21 protein-coding genes and 1 pseudogene are annotated in these 21592 nt (G+C 60.2%); 11 read left to right on the plus strand and 11 right to left on the minus strand.

All coding sequences use genetic code 11. The features are described from left to right. Together JOZ06_RS05825 and JOZ06_RS05830 are read right to left on the minus strand one after the other, a co-directional pair. A partial coding sequence (locus JOZ06_RS05825; RefSeq protein WP_293229896.1) for a LysE family translocator occupies positions 1-633 on the minus strand: 633 nt, incomplete at its 3' end. Between the two features lie 65 nt (positions 634-698). Further along, positions 699-1055, minus strand: a complete 357-nt coding sequence (locus tag JOZ06_RS05830) for a hypothetical protein (protein ID WP_293229899.1) — start codon at positions 1053-1055, stop codon at positions 699-701. Between the two features lie 162 nt (positions 1056-1217). Between JOZ06_RS05830 and JOZ06_RS05835 the strand changes: the two genes are divergently transcribed. Continuing rightward, positions 1218-1637, plus strand: coding sequence for a DUF2267 domain-containing protein (locus JOZ06_RS05835; protein WP_293229902.1), 420 nt, complete (start codon positions 1218-1220; stop codon positions 1635-1637). 366 nt (positions 1638-2003) lie between these two features. On the opposite strand, the gene JOZ06_RS05840 is transcribed toward JOZ06_RS05835, so the two are convergent. The 4 genes from JOZ06_RS05840 to JOZ06_RS20660 all read right to left on the minus strand — a co-directional run bounded on the left by JOZ06_RS05840 (position 2004) and on the right by JOZ06_RS20660 (position 5708). Continuing rightward, complete coding sequence (locus JOZ06_RS05840; RefSeq protein WP_293229905.1) at positions 2004-3017, minus strand: virulence RhuM family protein; 1014 nt, start codon at positions 3015-3017, stop codon at positions 2004-2006. 225 nt (positions 3018-3242) lie between these two features. Continuing rightward, positions 3243-3830, minus strand: coding sequence for a DUF2442 domain-containing protein (locus tag JOZ06_RS05845; RefSeq protein ID WP_293229907.1), 588 nt, complete (start codon positions 3828-3830; stop codon positions 3243-3245). 307 nt (positions 3831-4137) lie between these two features. Next, entirely contained in the window at positions 4138-5046 is a 909-nt protein-coding gene (locus JOZ06_RS05850; RefSeq protein WP_293229910.1) for a DUF3800 domain-containing protein, read from the minus strand. Positions 5047-5357: 311 nt separating this feature from the next. Next, entirely contained in the window at positions 5358-5708 is a 351-nt protein-coding gene (locus tag JOZ06_RS20660) for a helix-turn-helix transcriptional regulator (RefSeq protein ID WP_366515110.1), read from the minus strand. Between the two features lie 420 nt (positions 5709-6128). Here JOZ06_RS20660 and JOZ06_RS20665 point away from each other — a divergent pair. Next, positions 6129-6749 (plus strand): annotated as a pseudogene (locus JOZ06_RS20665) (GAF domain-containing protein); the annotation flags it as partial. An 82-nt stretch (positions 6750-6831) separates the two neighbouring features. Then, on the plus strand, positions 6832-7278 hold the full coding sequence (locus tag JOZ06_RS05865) for an EAL domain-containing protein (RefSeq protein WP_293229916.1): 447 nt from the start codon (positions 6832-6834) through the stop codon (positions 7276-7278). A gap of 89 nt (positions 7279-7367) precedes the next feature. Here the strand turns inward: JOZ06_RS05865 and JOZ06_RS05870 are convergent, their stop codons facing one another. Beyond that, positions 7368-7892, minus strand: a complete 525-nt coding sequence (locus tag JOZ06_RS05870) for a cysteine hydrolase family protein (RefSeq protein WP_293229920.1) — start codon at positions 7890-7892, stop codon at positions 7368-7370. A 150-nt stretch (positions 7893-8042) separates the two neighbouring features. Between JOZ06_RS05870 and JOZ06_RS05875 the strand changes: the two genes are divergently transcribed. Next, positions 8043-9647 carry an NAD(P)/FAD-dependent oxidoreductase gene (locus JOZ06_RS05875; RefSeq protein ID WP_293229923.1) on the plus strand — a complete coding sequence of 535 codons (1605 nt, stop codon included), beginning with the start codon at positions 8043-8045 and terminating at the stop codon, positions 9645-9647. Positions 9648-9653: 6 nt separating this feature from the next. Here the strand turns inward: JOZ06_RS05875 and JOZ06_RS05880 are convergent, their stop codons facing one another. Both JOZ06_RS05880 and JOZ06_RS05885 read right to left on the minus strand, forming a co-directional pair. Next, positions 9654-10343, minus strand: a complete 690-nt coding sequence (locus JOZ06_RS05880) for an LrgB family protein (protein WP_293229926.1) — start codon at positions 10341-10343, stop codon at positions 9654-9656. Beyond that, positions 10336-10728 carry a CidA/LrgA family protein gene (locus JOZ06_RS05885; protein ID WP_293229928.1) on the minus strand — a complete coding sequence of 131 codons (393 nt, stop codon included), beginning with the start codon at positions 10726-10728 and terminating at the stop codon, positions 10336-10338. The genes JOZ06_RS05880 and JOZ06_RS05885 overlap by 8 nt, the downstream gene beginning before the upstream one ends. A gap of 128 nt (positions 10729-10856) precedes the next feature. Between JOZ06_RS05885 and JOZ06_RS05890 the strand changes: the two genes are divergently transcribed. Next, entirely contained in the window at positions 10857-11750 is an 894-nt protein-coding gene (locus JOZ06_RS05890) for a LysR family transcriptional regulator (protein WP_293229931.1), read from the plus strand. Here the strand turns inward: JOZ06_RS05890 and JOZ06_RS05895 are convergent. Further along, a complete protein-coding gene (locus JOZ06_RS05895; RefSeq protein WP_366814458.1) occupies positions 11696-12067 on the minus strand; it encodes a LysR substrate-binding domain-containing protein in 372 nt (123 codons plus the stop codon). The genes JOZ06_RS05890 and JOZ06_RS05895 overlap by 55 nt on opposite strands. A gap of 121 nt (positions 12068-12188) precedes the next feature. On the opposite strand from JOZ06_RS05895, the gene JOZ06_RS05900 reads away from it, so the two are divergent. After that, positions 12189-13028, plus strand: a complete 840-nt coding sequence (locus tag JOZ06_RS05900; RefSeq protein ID WP_293229934.1) for an MBL fold metallo-hydrolase — start codon at positions 12189-12191, stop codon at positions 13026-13028. Between the two features lie 50 nt (positions 13029-13078). Next, positions 13079-13534 (plus strand): DUF6088 family protein, encoded by a 456-nt coding sequence (locus JOZ06_RS05905; protein ID WP_293229937.1) that lies wholly within the window; start codon positions 13079-13081, stop codon positions 13532-13534. A 252-nt stretch (positions 13535-13786) separates the two neighbouring features. On the opposite strand, the gene JOZ06_RS05910 is transcribed toward JOZ06_RS05905, so the two are convergent. Beyond that, positions 13787-14899 (minus strand): M20 family metallopeptidase, encoded by a 1113-nt coding sequence (locus tag JOZ06_RS05910; RefSeq protein ID WP_293229940.1) that lies wholly within the window; start codon positions 14897-14899, stop codon positions 13787-13789. A gap of 191 nt (positions 14900-15090) precedes the next feature. Between JOZ06_RS05910 and JOZ06_RS05915 the strand changes: the two genes are divergently transcribed. The 4 genes from JOZ06_RS05915 to JOZ06_RS05930 all read left to right on the plus strand — a co-directional run. Further along, complete coding sequence (locus JOZ06_RS05915; RefSeq protein ID WP_293229943.1) at positions 15091-16545, plus strand: DUF3375 domain-containing protein; 1455 nt, start codon at positions 15091-15093, stop codon at positions 16543-16545. A gap of 36 nt (positions 16546-16581) precedes the next feature. After that, positions 16582-17235, plus strand: a complete 654-nt coding sequence (locus tag JOZ06_RS05920; protein ID WP_293229946.1) for a DUF4194 domain-containing protein — start codon at positions 16582-16584, stop codon at positions 17233-17235. Further along, positions 17228-20632, plus strand: coding sequence for an ATP-binding protein (locus tag JOZ06_RS05925; protein WP_293229949.1), 3405 nt, complete (start codon positions 17228-17230; stop codon positions 20630-20632). The genes JOZ06_RS05920 and JOZ06_RS05925 overlap by 8 nt, the downstream gene beginning before the upstream one ends. Continuing rightward, positions 20629-21592: DUF3322 domain-containing protein (locus tag JOZ06_RS05930; RefSeq protein WP_293229951.1), on the plus strand; the 964-nt coding region annotated here is incomplete at its 3' end. The genes JOZ06_RS05925 and JOZ06_RS05930, both read left to right, overlap by 4 nt.

The following is a 21592-nucleotide window of genomic DNA, read 5'->3' on the forward strand; positions in this document are numbered from 1 at the left end:
GTGCTGACCGGCGGATGAAATCAGCTTCAGTCCCAACGCGATCATCAAGCCCCCTGCCGCCCGATCGATCCATGTCTTGCAACGCAAATACACATTGCGCGGCTTGGCCGAGGAGAGCGTTAGCGCCACCAATGTGTACCATCCGGCTTCGATCAGGAAAACCAGACCGGCGAGGCCGAAGTTGAATGCCGGTGAAGTATGGGCAGGAAGAAATACGGCAAACACGCTGGCGTAGACAACGGCCGTTTTGGGGTTGCTCAACTGCGTGCTCAGTCCCAACAGTAAAGATCGACGTACCGTCGACGTGCCGCTGTCCGCTGCCATGGCAGCCGTATCGATCGCGGTCTTCGCCCCCCGCCATATACGTAACCCTAAATACGCCAAATACAGCCCACCCACTGCTTTAAGTAATAGGTACAGCGACGGCACGGCCAATAGTAGGCCCTTCAACCCAAGCAGGGCGGCCGTGGCAAACGCCAGCCCGCCGATACCCATGCCGAAAGCGGCGCCAAGGCCATCGGCGCGCGATGTGGTCACCGCCGTGCGCGCAACCATGATGAAGCTTGGGCCGGGGCTGGCTGCGCCAACCGCGAGCGTGGTGGCAATACCGATAAAAGCAGCGATCTCTTGCATAGGATGTCTATCTCCCCTTTTTGCGCTGGCGGGTTACGAAGCCTGAGAATTCTCTATTCATTCCGTCAGTCCCTAAACACGACAGTTGTGACATAGCCAGGCTTATTATTGTCATGGCACTCAAGCGTCACACTTTGTGCTCCACACTTTGTTAAACGGCATATGTGAGTCTGATTAAAAGTATGAGATGAGGTTGGGCGATAAAAAGTCATGTCATCATCGTCATCATTTGCAATTGTATATGTTATTTGCGTAATGTGGACATGAGCACCGGCGTCTATTTGTGCAGTATTTCCAGGCTCGTCAGACAAAATTAGCCTTATTGAACACATGTTTACAAGATGAGTGCCTTGAAAAGTGACCGTATGTGCATTGGCGTCAAGCAGCCAAACAATGAAGATTGCCGGGATGATGTATTTCATGATTGTCGCGTCTCGATCATGCGCTGCCGAATTGAGGTTGAGGGTCGACCAGTGCAAAAGGCAAGACGGACAACATGGCCCGTTGTGAAAGGGTTAACGGCTGACGGAGTAACGTGGGAGCGTTGCAAGGGCGGCGGAATGTAGCCGCTAGAGGAGCACGACATGACATTGCCTTTCGAGTACCAAAACGCGTCAAAGCAATTCGAGCAGTTCATGCTCGATGCACGTGACGCCGCGGGTCTCGCTACAACCAATATGGCGTGGAATATGGTGGTTGGTGTGTTGCGGACTTTCCGAAGCAGGCTCACGGTTCCGCAAGCGCTGCTGTTCGCCGATGCGTTGCCCCCCGTTTTACGGGCGCTGTTTGTCGAGCAGTGGGATACCAGTCAACCTATCCGCGATTTCGGGTCGCCAGAGGCGTTATTGGACGAAGTGCGCTCCGTCCGCCGCCAGCATAATTTTTCCCCGGATGATGCCATTCAGGCGGTAGCCATCGCCCTCCGAAAAAACGTCGACCCAGAAGTGCTGCGCCGGACACTGGCGAGCCTGCCAACGGCAGCACAAAACTATTGGGGCGGATAGGTTTTCGGTCATTTCCGATTCTCCTGTTGATTGCCCCCTTCTACGGTCCCGGACCCTGTCTCTTTATTGGGTAGCGTGCGTTCGCGCAGCAACGCACGGCTTCAGGATGCGCACAAAACGTGCGTTGCTACGCGAACGCACGCTACGCATTACTGGTGTGTGATTTTGCAGGAAATCGTTGTCGGTAGGGGCTGACCGGGCAGCTCACGCTTGGCGCAAGAGCCGATTTCGACCATTTCGAGGATATCCTCGAAATGGTCCGCCACCTGTTGCAGATGGCCTCGTGGGCATGCTCCACCACGGGGATGTCCGACCCGCAGGCCGAGGGCGCTGATCGGCAGGTTCTAGCCTTGCCCCCCATGCTGGCTACGGTTTTCGGGGGCGCCTCTTCAAGGTGTTTTCCAATGTTTTTAGCTCGGCTTCATCCTGGGCATCGGCCTGGCGTGCCTCGTCTTGCTTACGGCGCTGGTCGTAGTCCAGGTAGGACGCGGTCATCGTCAGCTCCATTTGCGCGTGGCTTACCTTGCCCGCATGGGTGAGCACAGGAAAACCGTTGCTGCTGATGATCTGGTCCACGTTCTGTCGCCAGAAACTCATTGGAATGGCCTCGCGCCGCTTGGTGCGCAGTTCTGCCGTTTCCAGGAAGATCACCACCAGCCGGTTCAGCGTGTCGATCTCGTCTTCGCTCAGGTAGTTCTTGGCGATCAGGATGTCCTGCTTGCGTACTTTGGCGCCCTGCCAATGCAAGAGGCCGAAGTGGCTATCATCGGGGTTGGCGCGGGTCATGATCAGCTCCGCGGCCGTCTGTTCGGTCACGGCGTAGAGCAACAGATTTTGTACTGTGGCAAAAAATGTTTGAGTCGCTTGGTCGGTCTTGTCGTAGTCGACCGACAAGGCAAACAGATCACGCACCTTCTGATAAAAGCGCTTTTCCGAAGCGCGAATATCACGGATGCGCGCCAGCATCTCGTCGAAGTAATCCGGCCGGCCGTCCGGGTTTTTCAGGCGATCGTCATCCAGCACAAAGCCCTTGAGCAGATACTCCTTGAGTACCGTGGACGCCCAGCGGCGGAACTGCGCCCCGCGGGGGGAGCGTACCCGGTAGCCTACGGCCAGAATGGCGTCCAGGTTGTACAGCGTCACAGGCCGCTGTACCTGGCGGGAACCCTCGGCTTGAACTGTCAAGGATTCCTTGACAGTTGCCGCCGGGTCCAACTCCCTATCCTGGAAGAGATTTTTCAAGTGCAGCGAGATGTTTTGTTTGGTTGCGTCAAAAAGCTCCGCCATCTCCAGCTGCGTCAGCCAGACCGTCTGTTCCTCAGCACGCAGCTTGATCTGGCTGCGGCCGTCTTCGGTGGTGTAGAGGATCAATTCGCTCATGTATTAGTGGTCCGATCGGCAGTTCAAGGCGTTGGCTTTTGTGCGTGGCTAAGGCCTATTGTACCGTCTTGTTCCAACGGTTACCGTCAGTCGAGTCAGTGCGCTCGTCAGCGTGGGTGGACAGGACGCGATGTGCGCGATCACGCCCTGCTCAAACGCCCGGAGAGTCAGCCAGGCGTTTGCGTTTACCGTTATTCCGGTTTTCAGATCGCGAGGGAATGAATATCACCACCAATCAGCCTGTGACTTGGTCGAGGTGAACCACACCTTGGGTTCGTTGGGCGTTGGTTTGTAGTCGCCACTGGCGATCGCCCGCACGCGCTCACGGATTTTCTCTTGCGGCATGATGCCGATCTTCACGGTTTTGGTCGTTTCTTCCTCTTCTCCCCATGTCTCAAGCCAGGCGATGACCTCTTCCAAGGTTGCATACTGGCCATGTGCTTGGCATTCCTCCCATGCCTTCAACGTGGCTTGGTTAAATGCTTCTCGCCGAGCGTTGCGCCGGCGCTCGGGTTTTGGGGCGCCAAGAAATGCCTGTAACAGCACGGGGATGGATAAATCGACATCAAGATGCGGGAAGTAAATGCCCATGCCGGACGGGCTGATTCGCACGTCTTGTAAATCAGCCGGGTGCACATGCTCCAGCCCTTGAACATGGTCGGGCGAAAACGCCAGTTGCAGGCCCGACGACAGGGTAATGAGGACGCGTGAAGTTCGGCGGTCATAGCGTGCCGCTACGGCCCCTGGAAAGGAGCCTGCCGGTTCTAGCGCTTGGTGGTTTGCCGCTGCGAATTGCTTAGCTGAAATCTCCATCGGTTTGCCTCCATCCCATACGGGGTGACATCACACAAACCGCATCTGACAAAGAAATTGGGGAGGGATTCAATCTTGGGTGAAGCACCGTTAAGCTACTGCACCTCGGTGAACCCGTACGGTATGCCGCACCAGGCGGGAGTCCTTAGCTTGGGCTGTCAACCATAGTTCCCGCGCGGGAAGAGGTTTGTCGTGGGCTGCGAAAGGTGTTGTTTTAATAGTGTGAACTGTTGTCCAAGCTGGACTGCCGAATTGTTCGGAGCACTACTGAGATTTGCCAATTGTTTCCAATGGTATACAATAAGCATTAAGTGGATTGGGGGTTCCCGGTCGGCGTCATGGTCTCGGTGGGTTCACCGGGGCCTTTCGCTTTTTGGGACGGATATATCATCAACCCCACCTCCTCATAGCCCTGTCCCACATATTCGCGCCCGCCATTGCAGTAAAACTTCTTCTTAAGTATCTCGAACGCTTGGTTTGTTTGCGTAGATCGCAGATAGTTCACACCAACTGGCCGTGCCACCAAATCTGCCAACTGCAAGCCTGCCAGGTTGGTTTTCTTATCCGCGAAGATAATCTCAAAGGGCAAACGCTGCCCTTTGACGTTGTCACCATCACAAATGCGGCGAAATTCTAGCTCCAGCTCAGCGTCTTCTTTCTTGCCTCGGCATTCCACCACCACATGAGTCTGTAAATGATCTTGCCCCTTTTCCGTCAGAAATGCTCGTAGTGACGCCAAGCAAATCCCCAAGGCTATGTGATACGGATTGTCGGCGGCACCCTGCGCCTTGCCAATGCTGACTTTATCCACGACGCAGGTGATAAGAATGAAGTTGCTGGCCTCCATGATGTTACTCAGGGCCGACATGAAGATGTCTCGAGTCGGACGGTGGCTTAAGAAAGCAAACGCACCCTTCTGCTTACGAATCTCATTTTCATGCAGCACGATACTATCGTGCCCAAAGTAATTGAATTTGAGCTTTTCAATCGCAGGAATGATTTTTTCGCTGTAATGCCGTTTGTGGAAAATACACAGGGCCAGAACAAAGACCGGGTAGCCCTCATCGATGCTTGCCAGTGAGTGGTCTCCGCTTTCATCTACATACACGACATAATCACTGAAGCGGCGCTCTTCTTCGACAATAGATACCGCTGGTTCCACGGGCATTGCTTCTACAGACTCAAACAAGGAGAACTGGCTACCGGGCGAACTCATAGTCTGCTCCAGAAGAGATTGGGCCTTGGAAAGGCGCTGCGGCCGGACAAGCGTTCGCTACCCCAAAAATTTGTAGAGCCTGTCAAGGTGGCGAAAATCTGGCCGGGTGGCCGATGGACGACAGCATGGTACTTCTTGATCGTGTGAAGCAACAGTACACCACTGTACCGAGGGTGTTTACATATCATGCCTGCCGTGGGCTTTGCATCATTGCGACACGACCCCAACGGTTCCCTCGGGACACTAATGCCTACTTTGTAGCAATCGAGCAGCTGACTTCCAGGTTCATGCCGAACCATTGTGTTTCAAACTCAAGTCGATTCACTTGAGTCATGGTTTGCTTTGGGCTTTGTGGTCCGTTTGCGTTCATGAGGTTGGGGCAATGCGAGGTCCTGCAGCTTGCGGCCAAGCTCATCATCGCGGGCGAGCCCTTCGATGTCGCCATCGAGTCCGAGTACTCGCAGTGCGCGCATGTAGGTCCCTATGGCGATGTTGGGGGCGCCATGCTCCAGCCGTCGCAGAGTTTCGCGCGAGACACCCATGCGCTCAGCGAAGAGTTCCGCCGTTATCCGGCGCCGTAGGCGCGCAAGCCGTAAGCGCTCGCCGAGGGCAGAGAGTTGCCGGAGTACGGAAGGAAAGGTGGGGAGCGTTGTTTTAGCCATGGTGCCGCATAAATTAGGCAATCTTCTGCAATTTGCCAATTCTGCGTGGCATGAATGGGGCAAGACACCCTGGTGAAGGGGGTGGTTCAAAATGCTGATGCCGCTTTCTTGTCAGCAGGCCCTATCAAGTGCGACAGGTGCGATACCTAATCGAGTCTTGTGCATACAGGAGGCCGTGCGTTGCTGAGCGAAGGCACGCTACGCATGGCTGGCGGGAACCCTTAATTTGAACTACCGAGGATTCCTCGACAGTTGCCGCCCCCATGGGTTCAACGACCCTTTGATGTACTTCAGTACAGCCGCATCTATACTCAGTTGTATTACTGCATCGGCATAGCGAGGACAGGCATGGCGATCAACCATAGCACGGCCGACGAAAGTATCAGGGATGCGCTGCATTCGGTGCGGACATTGCTTGGGATGCAAATCGCGTTCATCTCCGAGTTCAAGGGTGGCCGTCGGATCTTCCGTTATGTCGATACCGCAGAGGACATCCGCCCCATCATCGATGTCGGCGACTCGAATCCATTGGAAGAAAGCTATTGCCAGCGCGTGGTGGATGGCCGTCTGCCGGAGCTGATCCGGGATGCCCAGCAAAACCCCGAGGCCTTGACCTTGCCGGTGACGACCGCGCTGCCGGTCGGCGCCCATTTGAGCGTGCCCATCCGCTTCAGCGATGGCCAGCTCTACGGCACGTTTTGTTGCTTCTCCATGTCCCCCGATGCCACTTTGAACGACCGCGACATCCGCACCTTGCGGCTGTTCGCGGAAATCACCTGCAAGTTGATGGAGCAGCAGATCGAGGAAAGCCATAGCCACCAGCTGATCGTCGACCGTCTGCAAGAGACGCTGGACGCGGAGCGCTTCAACATCGTCTACCAGCCGATCATCCATATTGCCCAGCATAAGATCGTCGGCTACGAAGCGCTGACGCGCTTCTTGGCCGAGCCGATCCGCCCGCCGGACGTCTGGTTCAACGAAGCCGCGGAAGTCGGTTTGCAAGAGGCGCTGGAGTTGGCGGCCATTCGCAAGGCGCTGCAGGGGCTGGCTCGTTTCCCGGACGACACCTATATGTCGCTCAACGCCTCGCCCGCGACCATTCTGAAAGGCATCCCTCGATGCGGTGCTGGCGGGCTTTCCCCTCGACCGCCTGATGCTGGAAGTCACCGAGCACACTTCCGTCGACGATTATGTTCAGATCGCCGCCGCCCTGAAGCCGTTGCGGGACAGTGGTTTGAAGCTGGCGGTGGACGATGCCGGCGCGGGCTACGCCAGTTTTCGCCATATCCTCAAGTTGCAGCCGGACGTCATCAAACTCGATGTCAGCTTGATCCGGCAAATCGACAGCGATACAGGGTGCCGGGCCCTCGCCGGGGCGCTGATCCGGTTCGCCGAGGAAACGGGCAGCAAGATCGTCGCCGAGGGGGTGGAGACCGTGGAGGAACTGCGGGCTTTGCGGGAATTGCAGGTCAACAAGGCGCAGGGCTATCTGCTGGGACGCCCGGCCTTGATCGATGCCCTGCCGTCTCAACCCGCGTGGGGTGACAGCCCCCCTGCCGGGAGGCTGTGAGCCGTACTAGCAAAATGGCGCATTGCTGCGCGAATGCGCCCTACGCAGGGTGGGTAGGGCGTATTCGCCGCAGGCAATACGCCATCTTTTTAGAGTTCCGCAGCAGTCACCACGCGCAAAGGCTTTGGCGTGGCCGACGTGGCGCTCCAGGCGGCGTTGAAGTGATCGATGACCTGCTCGCCGCTGAGGGCAAAGGCGCTGAGTGTGGTATGTCCGTCGCGGATGACCGTCACCTGATACCCGCGCGACACCGCGTTGCGCAACGTGCTGTCGATGCAGAAATCGGTGGCGCAGCCGCCTATCCATAGCTTGCTGATCTCAGTGGCGGACAGTTGCTCGGTCAGATCGGTGTCGCAGAAGCTGTCGCCGAAGCGTTTGAACACGCGAATATCGCCTTCCTGAACCGCGAGCTTGGGATGAAGTTGCCAGGCATCGGAGCCGCGCTGCAGGTCGTCGTCCTCATGCTGGACAAAAATCACCGGATAGCCGCGCTGGCGCGCCTTGGCGATGGCGAGGTTGAGATGATCGAGCACGGCATCCAGCCGGGCAGCGCGCAATTCGCCGTCGACCACACCGACCTGTACGTCAATCACCAGTAAAGCGGTATCAGACATGATGTTCTCGCAGAAGGGGGATTAGCCGTAAGCATATCAGCTCGGGCAGGCGGGTTTGCGTAAAAATCCCGATATCGCCTTTCTCCCTTTCGCCCCGCGCCGGTACAATACGCGCTTGTTGAATAGCCACCAACCTCGTTTGGAAACACTATGTTGCGCATAACCGAATTGAAGCTTCCGCTGGAACATCAGCCGGAAGCCCTGGAGGCCGCCATTGTGGCGCGCCTTGGCATCCCCGCCGCCGATCTGCACGGGTTTACCGTGTTCAAGCGCAGTTACGACGCGCGCAAATCGATGATGGTGCTCACCTACATCGTCGACGCCGACGTCGCCAACGAAGCGCAGCTGCTGACGAAATTCAAAGACGACCAGCACGTGCTGGCCACGCCGGACACCGATTACCACTTCGTGGCGCAAGCGCCGGCCAATTTGCCGTTGCGGCCGGTGGTGGTCGGCTTCGGCCCCTGCGGTATTTTCGCCGCGCTGGTGTTGGCGCAAATGGGCTTTAAGCCGCTGGTGCTGGAGCGCGGCAAGAAGGTGCGCGAGCGCACCAAAGACACCTGGGACCTGTGGCGCAAGAACACGCTGCATCCCGAGTCCAACGTCCAGTTCGGCGAAGGCGGCGCCGGCACCTTCTCCGACGGCAAGCTCTACAGCCAGATCAAGGACCCGCGCTTTCTCGGCCGCAAGGTGCTGACCGAGTTCGTCAAGGCCGGCGCGCCGGAAGAAATTCTGTACATCGCCAAGCCGCACATCGGCACTTTCCGCTTGGTGAGCATGGTGGAGAAGATGCGCGCCGAGATCGAGGCGCTGGGCGGGGAAATCCGTTTCCAACAACGCGTCACCGATTTCGAGATCGAGGACGGCAAGCTGCGCGGCCTGACGCTGGCCAGCGGCGAGCAGATCCGCGCCGACCACGTGGTGCTGGCCTTGGGCCACAGCGCGCGCGACACCTTTGAAAAGCTGCACGAGCGCGGCGTCTTCATGGAGGCCAAGCCGTTCTCGGTCGGCTTCCGCATCGAACACCCGCAAACGCTGATCGACAAGGTGCGCTGGGGCAAGTACGCCGGCAACGAAATTCTCGGCGCGGCGGATTACAAGCTGGTGCACCACGCCGCCAACGGCCGCTCGGTGTACAGCTTCTGTATGTGTCCGGGCGGCCAAGTGGTGGCCGCCACCTCCGAGCCGGGCCGCGTGGTGACCAACGGCATGAGCCAATATTCGCGCAACGAGCGCAATGCCAACGCCGGCATCGTCGTCGGCGTGACGCCGGACGACTATCCGGGCGGCCCGCTGGCCGGCATCGCCTTCCAGCGCGCGTTGGAAAGCCGCGCCTTCGAGCTGGGCGGCGGCACCTACGAAGCGCCGGGCCAATTGGTGGGCGACTTCCTCGCCGGGCGTCCGTCGACCAAGCTGGGCTCGGTGATGCCGTCTTATCAGCCTGGCGTGCATCTGACCGATCTGGCCACCGCCTTGCCCGACTACGCCATCGCCGCGCTGCGCGAGGCGATTCCGGCCTTCGATAAGAAAATCCGCGGCTTCTCGATGAACGACGCCGTGCTCACCGGCGTGGAAACCCGCACCAGCTCGCCGTTGCGCATCACGCGCGGCGAAGACCTGCAAAGCCTCAACGTCCGCGGTTTGTATCCGGCGGGCGAGGGCGCCGGTTACGCCGGCGGGATTCTGTCTTCGGGTGTGGACGGCATCAAGGTGGCCGAGGCGCTGGCGCTCGATCTGGTGAACGCCGGCGCCTGAGGGCGCTTAGGAAAGAATCTGCGCGAACAGCGGGGATAGCAGCACCATCAAAATACCCACGAAAACCATGGTCAGGCTGGAGACGACACCCTCCTCCTGGCCAATTTCGTGCGCCTTGGCGGTACCGGCGCCGTGGGACGACGAGCCCAGGCCGGCGCCGCGGCCGTGTGCGCTGCGGATGCGGATCAGCTTGTAAATCGGTTCGCAGCACAGCATGCCGATGACGCCGGTAAACACCACCATCAGCGCGGTGATGTCAGGCAGGCCGCCGAAGTTGCTCGAGGCCAGAATGGCAAACGGCGTCGAGACCGAGCGCGGCAGCAGGCTGCGCGCCAGCACCGGCGGCAAGCCGAGCAAGCGCGCCAGCCCCCAGTTGGACAGCAGCCCAAGAATCAAGCCAGTGCCGACGCCGGCGGCGAGCGTGAGCGGATAGCGCATGATCATGTGGCGCTGGCGGTAGATCGGCAAGGCGAAGGCGATGGTGGCCGGGCCGAGCAGCGCCACCAGCCAGTGGGTGTACATGAAGTAGTCGGGCAGCGGGATGCGCAGCAGCATCACCAGCGCCAGCACCGCGATCGGCGCGGCCAGCAGCGGGGTAAACCAGAAGCTTTTGGTGCGGCGGTACATCGTCTTGGCCACGATGTAAAACAACACGGTCATCAGCAGGCTCAGCACGGCCCAAAACAGATCAGACATGGCTTTTCTCCTGCCGCAGGCGATGCTCGTACGCGAACACGCGGTCGACCGCCAGCGCGGTGCCGGCCATGACGATGGCGGTGCCGCCGATCAAAATGACCGCCAGGCCGACGCCGCTATGGTTGACCAGCTGTTGGTATTTCAACACCGAAATCACCGGCGGGATGAAGAACAGCAACATGTCGGCCAAGAGCCAGGTGCAGCCGAGGGCGACCAGTTTTTCCGGCACGACTTTGGTGATCAGCAGCACGGCCATCAGACCCAACCCCACCACACTGCCGGGAATCGGCAGGCCGACACGGGCCACGAGCAGATTGCACGCCCACAGCAGCGCCCAGATCAGGGCGACCTGGCCCGCGGTGGTGATTACATGGAAGGCTTTCACGACAACACTCACTTTGCAGCGCGTTCGCGAAGAACGCACGTCTTCATAATCAAGATGAGAGTATAGAGCGCGGAAATAAATAGATAAAATGAATGTATTTGATAGATTGCATATCCTATAGTTATGTAATGGATCTACGCGTACTGAAATATCTCGATGAAGTGGTGGCTTGCGGCAGCTATGCCCGCGCCGCCGAGCGCCTGCATGTGACGCAGCCGGCTTTGAGCAAGGCGATCCGGCTGTTGGAGGAAGAGCTCGACGTCGTGCTGCTGGAACGCGGCCGCCGTGGCGTCGGCTTGAAAATCACCGCGGCGGGGGAAGTCGTGATCAAGCATGCGCGGCAATTGTTGCAGGGGCGCGAGCAGATGCTGCAAGCGCTGGTGGCGCAGCGCGGGCTGCAGGGGGGCGAGCTGAGCATCGGTCTGCCGCCGCTGGGCAGCGCCGAGATTTTTGCGCCGGTGATCGCGCGTTACCGGGAGCGTTACCCGGCCATCACGCTGCGCCTGCGCGAGCGCGGCGGCGACGAGCTGGCGCAAGCGGTCCGCTCCGGCGAGATCGAGCTGGCCGCCACCATTCTGCCGCTGTCGCACGACGATCTCGACATGGCCTTCGTGCGCGACGAGGCGATGGTCGTGGCCTTGCCGCGCTCGCATCCGTTGGCCACGCGGCGGCAGTTGGCGCTGGCCGACTTGGCCGACACGCCGCTGGTGTTGTTCGAGAACGGCTTCGTCTTGAACCGCTTGATTCATCAGGCCTGCCTCGGCGCCGGCTTCACGCCGCGCGAAGTGGCCTATATCGGCCAGCCCAGTTTCGGCCTGGCGCTGGTGCTGGCCGGTGCCGGCGCCATGCTGCTGCCGGCGGTGGTGGCCGCGCACCACATGGTCGATGGCGTGACGATGGTGCCGTTGGAAGGCGACGCCCTGCGCTGGCGCCTGGTGCTGGTGTGGCGGCGCGGCGCCAGCTTGTCTTATGCGGCGCGCGCGCTGCTGGAGATGTTGCCGGGCAAAGCGGAAGGGGTTTGAGCCTCCGCCAACAGCCAATGCGCAAACGCCTGCAGCGGCGCGTTGCACAACGCGATCGGCGCGGGCAGGACCAGGCAAAAATTCTTGGCGATCGATCGCGCTTCCGGCCACGGCGCGACAAGCCGGCCCTCGGCCAAGGCGGTTTCGACGTATAGGCGCGGCACCAGCGCCACGCCCAGCCCGGACAGCGCGGCCTCGATCAGCATGGCGTGCAGATCGTAACGCGCGCCGACCGCCGGGTGCGTGAGCGTTATGCCGGTCTCTTGCGCATAGCGTTGCCAGGCCTCGGGGTTTTGCCGACGGTGCAGGCGCGGCAGCCTCGAAGGCGATCAATGCGGCGTTGCTGGGAATTCTCCGTCTCACAGTGTTTCCTCCGCAGCGGTGCAATGGCGTGGCATTCGCGCCTTGTATTCACGCGACGCGCTGAGGAGACGACCCATGTCCATCGCCAACTTTCCCAGCCGGCAAATCGGCGATTACGTGATCACCGCCGTCAGCGACGGCTATCTCAGCGCCAGTTTGACGTTGCTGTCGAATATCGATCCGGACGACGCCTCGGCCATGCAGATTGCCGCCGGCGCGCATCCGCCTGACGCCGTGCATATCAATGGCTATTTGGTTCGCGGTCGTGGCCGCACAGTGTTGATCGACGCCGGGGCCGGCGGATTCAAGCAGTGGGGCGGCCGTCTGCCCGCCGCTTTGGCCGAGGCCGGTGTCGATCCGGCCGCCATCGATACGGTGCTGCTGACGCACGCCCATCCGGACCATGTCGGCGGGCTGCTCGACGCCGATGGCCATGCCCGCTTCGCCAATGCGGCGCTGATCGTCAACGACCGTGAAGTGGCTTTCTGGCAAGACGACGGCCATCTCAGCCGAGCGGCCGAACGGGCGCGGGGTAATTTTTTGCTGGCAAGACAAGTCTTCGACGTCTACCGTCCGCAGCTGCGCACGATACGGGAGGGTGAAGTCTTGCCGGGCATCTTCGCCATGCCCCTGCCGGGCCATTCGGCCGGGCACACCGGTTACCGGTTCGAGTCCGGCGCGCAAAGCCTGCTGGTATGGGGGGATGTCGTCCATTTCCCCCGCATCCAGATTGCCCGGCCGCAGGTGTCGATCGCCTTCGATCACGACCCGGCGCTTTCGGCGGCGACGCGGGCGCGGCTGCTCGACGTGGCGGCCACGGAGGGGCTGTGCATCGCCGGCATGCACCTGGGGGAAGCCGGCTTTGCACATATCCAAAAGGAGGGCCGGGACTTTGTGCTCGTCGATGCGTGCTAGGAACTGGTTATTTGTCCGAAATTTGTGTGTTTTCTTGGGAGGAAAGGCTTGTGTCGACTGCACCTCAGTTGATCGCCAAGCGTATTGATGAAATCGGCCCTGGCCATGTATGGGTGCCGCGCGACGTGATCGATAAAGCGCTGCAGCGTATGGCGGCAAAGGGTGAGTTGCGCCGAATCGATCGCGGGCTATACGACGCGCCTGTCATCAACCCCCTTACCAAGCGCCCGGTTGCACCGGACTATCGCGCCATTCTCGATGCCATCGCTCGCCGGGATCAGATCCGCTTGTTGGTGGATGGCATGACGGCCTGCTATGCGCGTGGTGCAGGCCGTTCATTGGTTGAAGGATATGCTGCCGGCACAAAACGAGCGCATACGCCAGTGTTTGGCTGCACTGTTGGCGGACCCGGTCCATGGCAAAGCCATTCGCCAGGATTTGGCACAAGGCTTTGGCTTCCTGCCGATTTGGATGCAGAAATTTATGCGTACCGTGCCTGGGTTTGATTTAGCCATCGGCACGAACCAAATCATGGAGCCACGTACCAATGCGGAGTGAATACAACAGCAATTGTGCTGCCGCAGGGGGACTTAGAACCTCTAACAGAACACATACCGTGGTTGGGTAGCGTGCGTTCGCGAAGCAACGCACGGCCTGAGGACTCGCTCAAGACGTGCATTGCCTGCGGCGAATGCACGCTACAAAACCTGGCCGGTGCTTTTGTTAGAGATTCTTAGCCCCCCATGGTCAGTTCAATCTCACAACCGCTGCAGCAGCTGCACGGCGAGTTGGATACGGGGCATCACGCTATCGAGCTGCATATACTCGGCCTCGCCATGGTAATTCGCGCCGATCGGGCCCAGGCCGTCGAGCGTGGGGATGCCGAGGCTGGCGCTGATGTTGGCGTCCGAGCCGCCGCCGACCGCGCTCCAGCGGATGGGCAGATGCATGGCGGCGCCGATTTCCTCGACGGTCGTCATCAATCCCTTGGTATCGCCCGACACTTCCATCGCCGGTTTGAACGCCAACCGCGTCACGGTGACCGTGATGTCGGGGGTGAAGGTCTTGCTTTGCAACGTGGCCAGCGCCTGTTCGATTTTTTCGGCTTCGCTGGTTTTCCAGAAGCGGACGTCGACCATCATGCTGGCGTGATCCGGCACGACATTGCTGGCCGTGCCGCCGTTCACCGTGCCGACGTTGACCGTCGTGCCGGCGGCGTAGTCGTTCAGCCCGGCGAGCGCTTGAATCCAGTGGGCCATTTCGACCACGGCGGAGCGGCCTTTTTGCGGATCGTTGCCGGCATGGGCGGCGACGCCCTTGAAGTCGATTTGAATCGAACTGATGCCCTTGCGCGCTTTGACCAGCGAGCCGTCGGCGCGCGCGCCCTCAAAGACCAGCACACATCGGCTTTTCTGCGAACAGTCGGCGATCCAGTCGCGCGCGCGATCGGAGGCGACTTCCTCGCTCGCGTTCATCACCACGCCAATCGCCAGGCGGTCGAGGGTGGCTTGGTCGAGCGCGCGCAGCGCGTAGACAATGCTGAGCAAGCCCGATTTCATGTCGGCGACGCCGGGGCCGCGCGCGATGTTGCCTTCTACCGTGAAGGGGCGAGCCGCCGCGGTGCCCTCGGGAAAAACCGTGTCCATGTGGCCGAACAGCAGCACATCGAATTGCTCGGCGCCTGGCTTGTTGGTGGCCCACACCCCAGGACCGACGTCGTCGCCGAGGTCGACCCGCTCCGTGTGCCACCCCATGTCGCGGTATTTTTGCCGCATCATCTCGGCCATTTTGGCAACACCGCTAAGGGTGGCGGTGCCGCTATCGGTGTTGACCAGCTGACGCAGCTCTTCGATGTAGCGCTCTAGTTCCATGGTTCTGCCGTTCCCAAAAGGAGGATCACTGACGAGCAGGCATCCTATCACCAGTGGGCGTGCTCGGTTGCATGTCGAAATGGGAAATGCTTCTTTGCGCAGCGGGGGATGCTACACTTTCAAGCCGCCCGTTTGCGTTATTTCTGCGCGTGCGCAGCCGGCGTCCGCCATGGATAACTGTTGAGAAAATAATGCCATTGGAATTCTCCTCCCTTGAGACCCTGCGTATCCACCACCCCGCGTGGCGGTTGCTGCGCTCCGACCATGCGCCGCTGGTGGCCAGCTTTTTACACCGCGTGTTCGTTGCGCCCAATGTGCGCGTCATGGCGGCGGCGGACTTGGCCGAGGCATTGGAGGACGAGCTTTATGCCTTGCGCTTACAGCTGGGCGAGGCGGCGTTTCCCAAGCCCGCGCTGGATTACTTGAATGATTGGGCCGCGTCGGAGAAGGGCTGGCTGCGCAAGTTCTATAAGTCGGGCACCGACGAGGCGCAGTTCGATCTGACGCCAGCGACCGAAAAGGCCATTGCCTGGCTGGCGCAGTTGTCGGAACGACAGTTCGTCGGCACGGAATCGCGCCTGCTCACGTTGTTCGATTTGCTCAAGCAGATGTGCGAGGGGAGCGAGGTCGATCCGGCCAAACGTCTCGCCGAGTTGCAGCGCAAGCGCGCCGAGATCGATGCCGAAATGGCGCGCGTCCAGGCGGGGGACATGCCTGTGCTCGACGACACGGCGCTGAAAGACCGTTTTCAGCAATTCATGCAAGGCGCCCGCGAGTTGCTTGCCGATTTTCGCGAGGTGGAACACAACTTTCGCCAGTTGGACCGGCGCGTGCGCGAGCACATCGCCTTGTGGGAGGGAAGTAAGGGCGCGCTGCTGGAGCAAATCATGGGTGAACGGGACGCGATCGCCGACTCGGACCAAGGCAAGAGCTTCCGCGCGTTCTGGGACTTTTTGCTGTCCAGCCGGCGGCAAGAGGAGCTGACTGTCCTGCTCGACCAGGTTCTGGCTTTGCCCGCGGTGGCCGCCATGCAGCCTGACGGGCGAATGCGGCGTGTGCATTATGACTGGCTGGAAGCCGGCGAGCATACTCAGCGAATGGTGGCGGCACTGTCGCAGCAGCTGCGCCGTTTTCTGGATGACCAGGCCTGGCTGGAAAACCGCCGCATCATGGATATCCTGCACGGCATCGAGAGCAAGGCCTTGGCGTTGCGAGAGCATGCGCCGACGGGTGTCGTCATGGAAATGCCTGCTGCGCAGGCCGAGATCGAACTCGTCATGGAACGGCCGTTGTTTACGCCGGCATTGAAACCGGTGATTGCCGGCTTGGCGCTGCTGGCGGGGGATGAGGATGTCGATCCGTCCGCCTTGTTCGATCAGGTGGTGGTCGATAAGGCCAGGCTGCTGCGGCATATTCGCCATGCGTTGCAGGGCAAGGCCCAGGTGACTTTGAATGAGCTGGTCGCGTCCCAACCGCTGCAACAAGGGTTGGCTGAACTGGTGGCCTATCTGCAAGTCGGCAGTGAGGTATTCCACGTGATGGTGGATGAAAACACGGAGGAGCAGATCCGTTGGCATGCGCTAAACAGCGGTGGCGTGCCGGTCGACCGGATCGCGCGCCTACCGAGAGTCATTTTCCTTCGCTAAGGCGAAGAGCTTATTCATTCGAGGAACATGCAAGCAATGGAACAGGACTTGACCTACTGCGCACCCGTCCCACAGCCCGAGCCCGATTTGTCGATTCTGCTGATCGGGTTGCTCAAAGGCGTGCAGTATCGGGAGCAGGACGAGCGCCAGTGGACGGCCCTGCTGAATCTGCAAGCGAGAGTGCGCGAGTATGCCGCCGTGCTGAATCTGGAGTTGATGCTGGATGAGGCCGAGGGCTACGCTTTTTTGAAAGGCCGCCCGGAGCCCGCGGCGGATGACCCGGCGCCGCGCTTGCCGCGGTTGATCGTACGGCGCCCTTTGTCCTTTCCCGTCAGCCTGTTGTTGGCATTGCTGCGCAAAAAACTGGCGGAGTTCGATGCCGGCGGCGGCGATACGCGTCTGGTGCTGTCGCTCGACGAGATTGTCGAGTTGGTGCGGGTGTTTCTACAAGACGGTACCAACGAGGTCAAGTTGATCGATCAGATCGAAAACACGCTCAACAAGGTGGTGGAGCTCGGTTTTCTGAAGAAGCTCAAGGTTGCCGGCAGTGCTGCCGGGCCGAGCCATTACGAGGTGAGGCGCATTCTGAAGGCCTTCGTCGATGCGCAATGGCTGGCCGAGTTCGACGACAGGCTCGCCACCTATCAATCGGCATTGTCCGGCACCGTCAAAGGAAGCAGCGATGACTGAAACGCAATCGCCCGGGCTGGATTTTTTGGCGGACGACGCCCTGTCGGGGTTCCGGTTGTCCCGGCTCGAAGTGTTCAACTGGGGGACCTTTGACGGACGCGTTTGGACTTTGCGGCTGGATGGCGAAAACGGGCTGCTGACCGGCGACATCGGTTCCGGCAAGTCCACGCTGGTCGACGCCATTACCACGTTACTGGTGCCGGCCCAGCGCATCGCCTACAACAAGGCTGCCGGCGCGGACAGCAAGGAGCGCAGTCTGCGGTCCTATGTGCTTGGGCATTACAAGTCGGAACGTAATGAAGTCACGGGCACGGCCAAGCCGGTCGCTTTGCGCGATCACAACAGCTATTCCGTCATTCTGGGGGTGTTCCACAACGCGGGGTACGACCAGACGGTGAGCTTGGCGCAGGTTTTCTGGATGAAGGAGGCTCAGGGGCAGCCAGCCCGGTTTTTCTTGGGCGCCGAACGCGACCTGACGATCGCGAAAGACTTTGCCGACTTCGGCGCCGACATCGCCGCCTTGCGCAAGAAGCTGCGCGGCGCGGGCGCCGAGTTGCACGATAGTTTTCCGCCCTATGCCGCTTGGTTTCGGCGCCGCTTCGGCATCGAGAACGATCAGGCGCTGGAGCTGTTTCACCAGACGGTATCGATGAAGTCCGTCGGCAATCTGACCGATTTCGTTCGCAGTCACATGCTGGAGCCGTTCGATGTGGCCCCGCGTCTGCAAGCGCTGATTGGACATTTCGATGACCTCAACCGCGCCCATCAGGCGGTCCTTAAGGCTCAAGCCCAGGCGGCCTTGCTCGCGCCGCTGGTTGCCGACAGCCGGCGTCATGGCGAATTGGCGGCCAATGTCGAGCACTTGCGCCTTTGCCGGGACAGCCTGCGCGGTTATTTTGGGCAACGGAAGCTTGCGCTGCTGGACAAGCGCTTGGCGCTGCTGCAGGACGAATGGAGCAAGGCCGATGCGCAAGTGCGGCGCTGGGACATCGTTCGTGCCGAGGCCGGTGTTCAGGTCGACGAGTTGAAGCTGGCCATCAGCGGCAACGGCGGTGACCGTCTGGAGCGGCTTGCGGCCGAGATCCGCAAGAAGGCGCAACTGCGGGATGCCCGTAAGATCAAAGCGGATCGTTACGGCGAGCTGGCCGCCATGCTGGGCGAGCCCGCCGCCTCCGACGAGACGGCCTTTGCCGGCCAGCGGGCGCAGTTCAAAGTGTGGCGCGAGCAAGCCGGCAGCCGAGAGGTGGACCTGCAGAACGCCTTGACCGAACACGGCGTGACTTTGCGGCAGGGCAAACAGGAGCACGAGCAGCTGACGGCGGAAATCGACAGTCTGAAACGCCGGCGCAGCAATATCGACGACCAGCAGATCCGGATTCGCGCCGCGATGTGTGCCGCGCTGGGGCTGGATGAGAGTTCGATGCCTTTTGCCGGGGAACTGATCCAAGTGCGGGAAGACGAGCGTGACTGGGAGGGCGCCGCCGAACGGTTGTTGCGCGGCTTCGGTCTGTCGTTGCTGGTGCCGGAGACGCATTACAAGGCGGTTGCCGAGTGGGTGGATGGCAGCCATCTGCGCGGGCGCTTGGTCTACTTTCACGTCCGCGCGCGCAGGGCTTTGGACCTGCCGCCGCCGCATCGCGATTCCTTGGTGCGAAAACTGGCGATCAAGCCTGATTCGCCTTATTACGATTGGCTGGAGCGGGAGCTCGCGCACCGATTCGATGTGGCCTGCTGCGTCTCGCAGGAGCAGTTTCGCCGAGAGGCCCGCGCCATTACCCGTGCCGGCCAGATCAAAGACCCGAGCGGCCGGCACGAGAAGGATGACCGGCATGCGATCTCCGATCGCAGCCGTTATGTGCTCGGCTGGAGCAACAGCGCCAAGATCGATGCGCTGGAAAGTAAGCGCAGTCAGTTGGAAAGCCGTTTGGGCGACATCGGCCGTCAAATCGGCGCGATCGACAGCGAACGCAAGAGCCTGCTGGCGCGTCTGGATGCCTTGACGCGTCTGGAGGAGTTCTCCAGCTTCGAAGAACTCGACTGGGCGAGCGAGACAGCGGACATTGCCCGCCTTGAGGACGAGCGTTGCAAGCTGGAACAGGCGTCCGACATTCTGAAACAACTTAACGAACGGTTGCTTGAATTGCGGCGGACGCAGCAGGACGCCGAGAACGAGCTGCAATCCGCGCGAGATCGGCGCGCCAAGGTGGAGCAACGTCAATCGGACGCGCAGTCCCTGCAGTTGCAGACGGCCTCGCTGGTTCAGGATGCCGCCGTCGAGGCGGATCTGCATACCACGTTGGAAGCCTTGTGCGCCGAGGCCCTGGGGGCGCATCAGTTGACCGTGGAGTCGTGCGACAATCGCGAACAGGACGTGCGCGGCTGGCTACAAACCCGGATCGATAACGAAACCAAGACCGTTAGCCGTCTGGCTGAAAAAATCATTAAGGCGATGGCCTCGTTCAAGGACGCCTACAAGCTTGAAACCGCCGAGATGGACGCCAGCCTGGAAGCGGCTTTCGAATACGAAAACTTGCTCGATAAGTTGAACCGGGACGACTTGCCGCGTTTCGTGGCCCGCTTCAAGGAGTTGTTGAACGTCAACACCATCAACGAAATCGCCAATTTCAACGCGCAACTGGCGCGGGAGCGCGAAACCATCAAGGAGCGCATCGCCCACATCAACAAATCGCTGGGCGAGATCGATTACAACCCCGGACGCTATATCGTGCTGGAATCCCAAGTTACCCCGGACGCGGAGATTCGCGATTTCCAGCAAGAGCTGCGCGCCTGCACCGAGGGAGCCGTGACGGGCTCGGAAGACGCCCAGTATTCCGAAGCCAAGTTCCTGCAAGTCAAGGCGATCATTGATCGCTTCCGTGGCCGGGAAGGCTTATCGGAGCAAGACCGGCGCTGGACCGTCAAAGTGACGGACGTGCGCAACTGGTTTTTGTTCGCGGCCAGCGAGCGCTGGCGCGCGGATGATACCGAGCATGACCATTATTCGGATTCCGGCGGCAAGTCCGGCGGGCAGAAGGAAAAACTGGCCTATACCATCCTAGCCGCCAGCCTCGCCTATCAATTTGGTTTGGAGTGGGGGGCCGTGCGTTCGCGTTCCTTCCGCTTCGTCGTCATCGACGAGGCGTTCGGCCGCGGTTCGGACGAATCGGCCCAATATGGCCTGCAATTGTTCCAGCAGCTCAATTTGCAATTGCTGATCGTCACCCCGCTGCAGAAAATCCATATCATTGAGCCATTCGTATCCAGCGTGGGCTTTGTCCACAACGAAGGCGGCCGGTCTTCCAAGCTGCGTAACTTGGCCATCGAGGACTATCGGGCACAAAAGGCCCAGGAGGCTGCGGTGACACCCGGGTCGGGCAGACAGGCGTTTTTGTCGTGACATCGTGGACCTCTCCGAGCGATTTGAAGGCGCAACTGACGCGGATGTGGGACCGCGGTGATCTGCTGCGCGATGCCGTGACGGGCAATGCCCGCTTTCCTTTGCGTTTGATGGTCAAAGGCCCTACCTCGAAGGAGGTCGCTGAGCATTTCGACGCCGTGCGCACCTGGGTGGCGGCGTTGGCCAATGCCCACCCCATCCGTTTGGAGTGGCAGGAAGTTCGCCATCGCGTGCAGGGATCGCAGAAGCTGCCTTCGCAGGCCTGGATCGATTCGATGGACGACGCGCTGACTTGGCTCGGCAAATGGCGCGAATGGCGCAGCTTTGCCATGCTGCTTGAAATGACGCGGCAGCAGTGTCCGCTATTGTTGCCCTGGCTGGAAAAACGTTCTCTGCAGGCGTTGGCCTTGCAATCCGATTGGTCTCGATTGCTGGCGGTGGTGAATTGGCTGCAACAGCATCCTCGACCCGGGATCTATTTGCGCCAAGTGGATTTGCCCGGCGTACACAGCAAATTTATCGAGCGCCATCGCGCGGTATTGGCCGAACTGCTGGACTTGGCACTGCCCGAGAGCAGTGTCGACGTTACCCGCAGCGGCGTAGCCCAGTTTGCCGCCCGTTATGGGTTTCTGGAAAAACCCGGGCGAATCCGTTGCCGTATTTTGGACCCCGATATTCAAACCATTCCGGGCACCCGCTGCCCGGACATGGCGTTGGATGCCGACAGTTTCAGCCGATTGGCTATCGATGTGCGGCGGGTGCTGATTACCGAAAACGAGACCAATTTCCTGGCGTTGCCACTGATGCCAGAGACAATGGCCATTTTCGGCTCCGGATATGGATGGGATATCTTGTCGCGCGCGCAGTGGCTGGCGGCATGCACGGTCCATTACTGGGGTGATATCGATACGCATGGCTTCGCCATTTTGAATCAGTTGCGCGAGCATTTTCCCCATGTGG

It is taken from the genome of Paludibacterium sp., from assembly GCF_019232825.1.
Classification (GTDB): domain Bacteria; phylum Pseudomonadota; class Gammaproteobacteria; order Burkholderiales; family Chromobacteriaceae; genus Paludibacterium.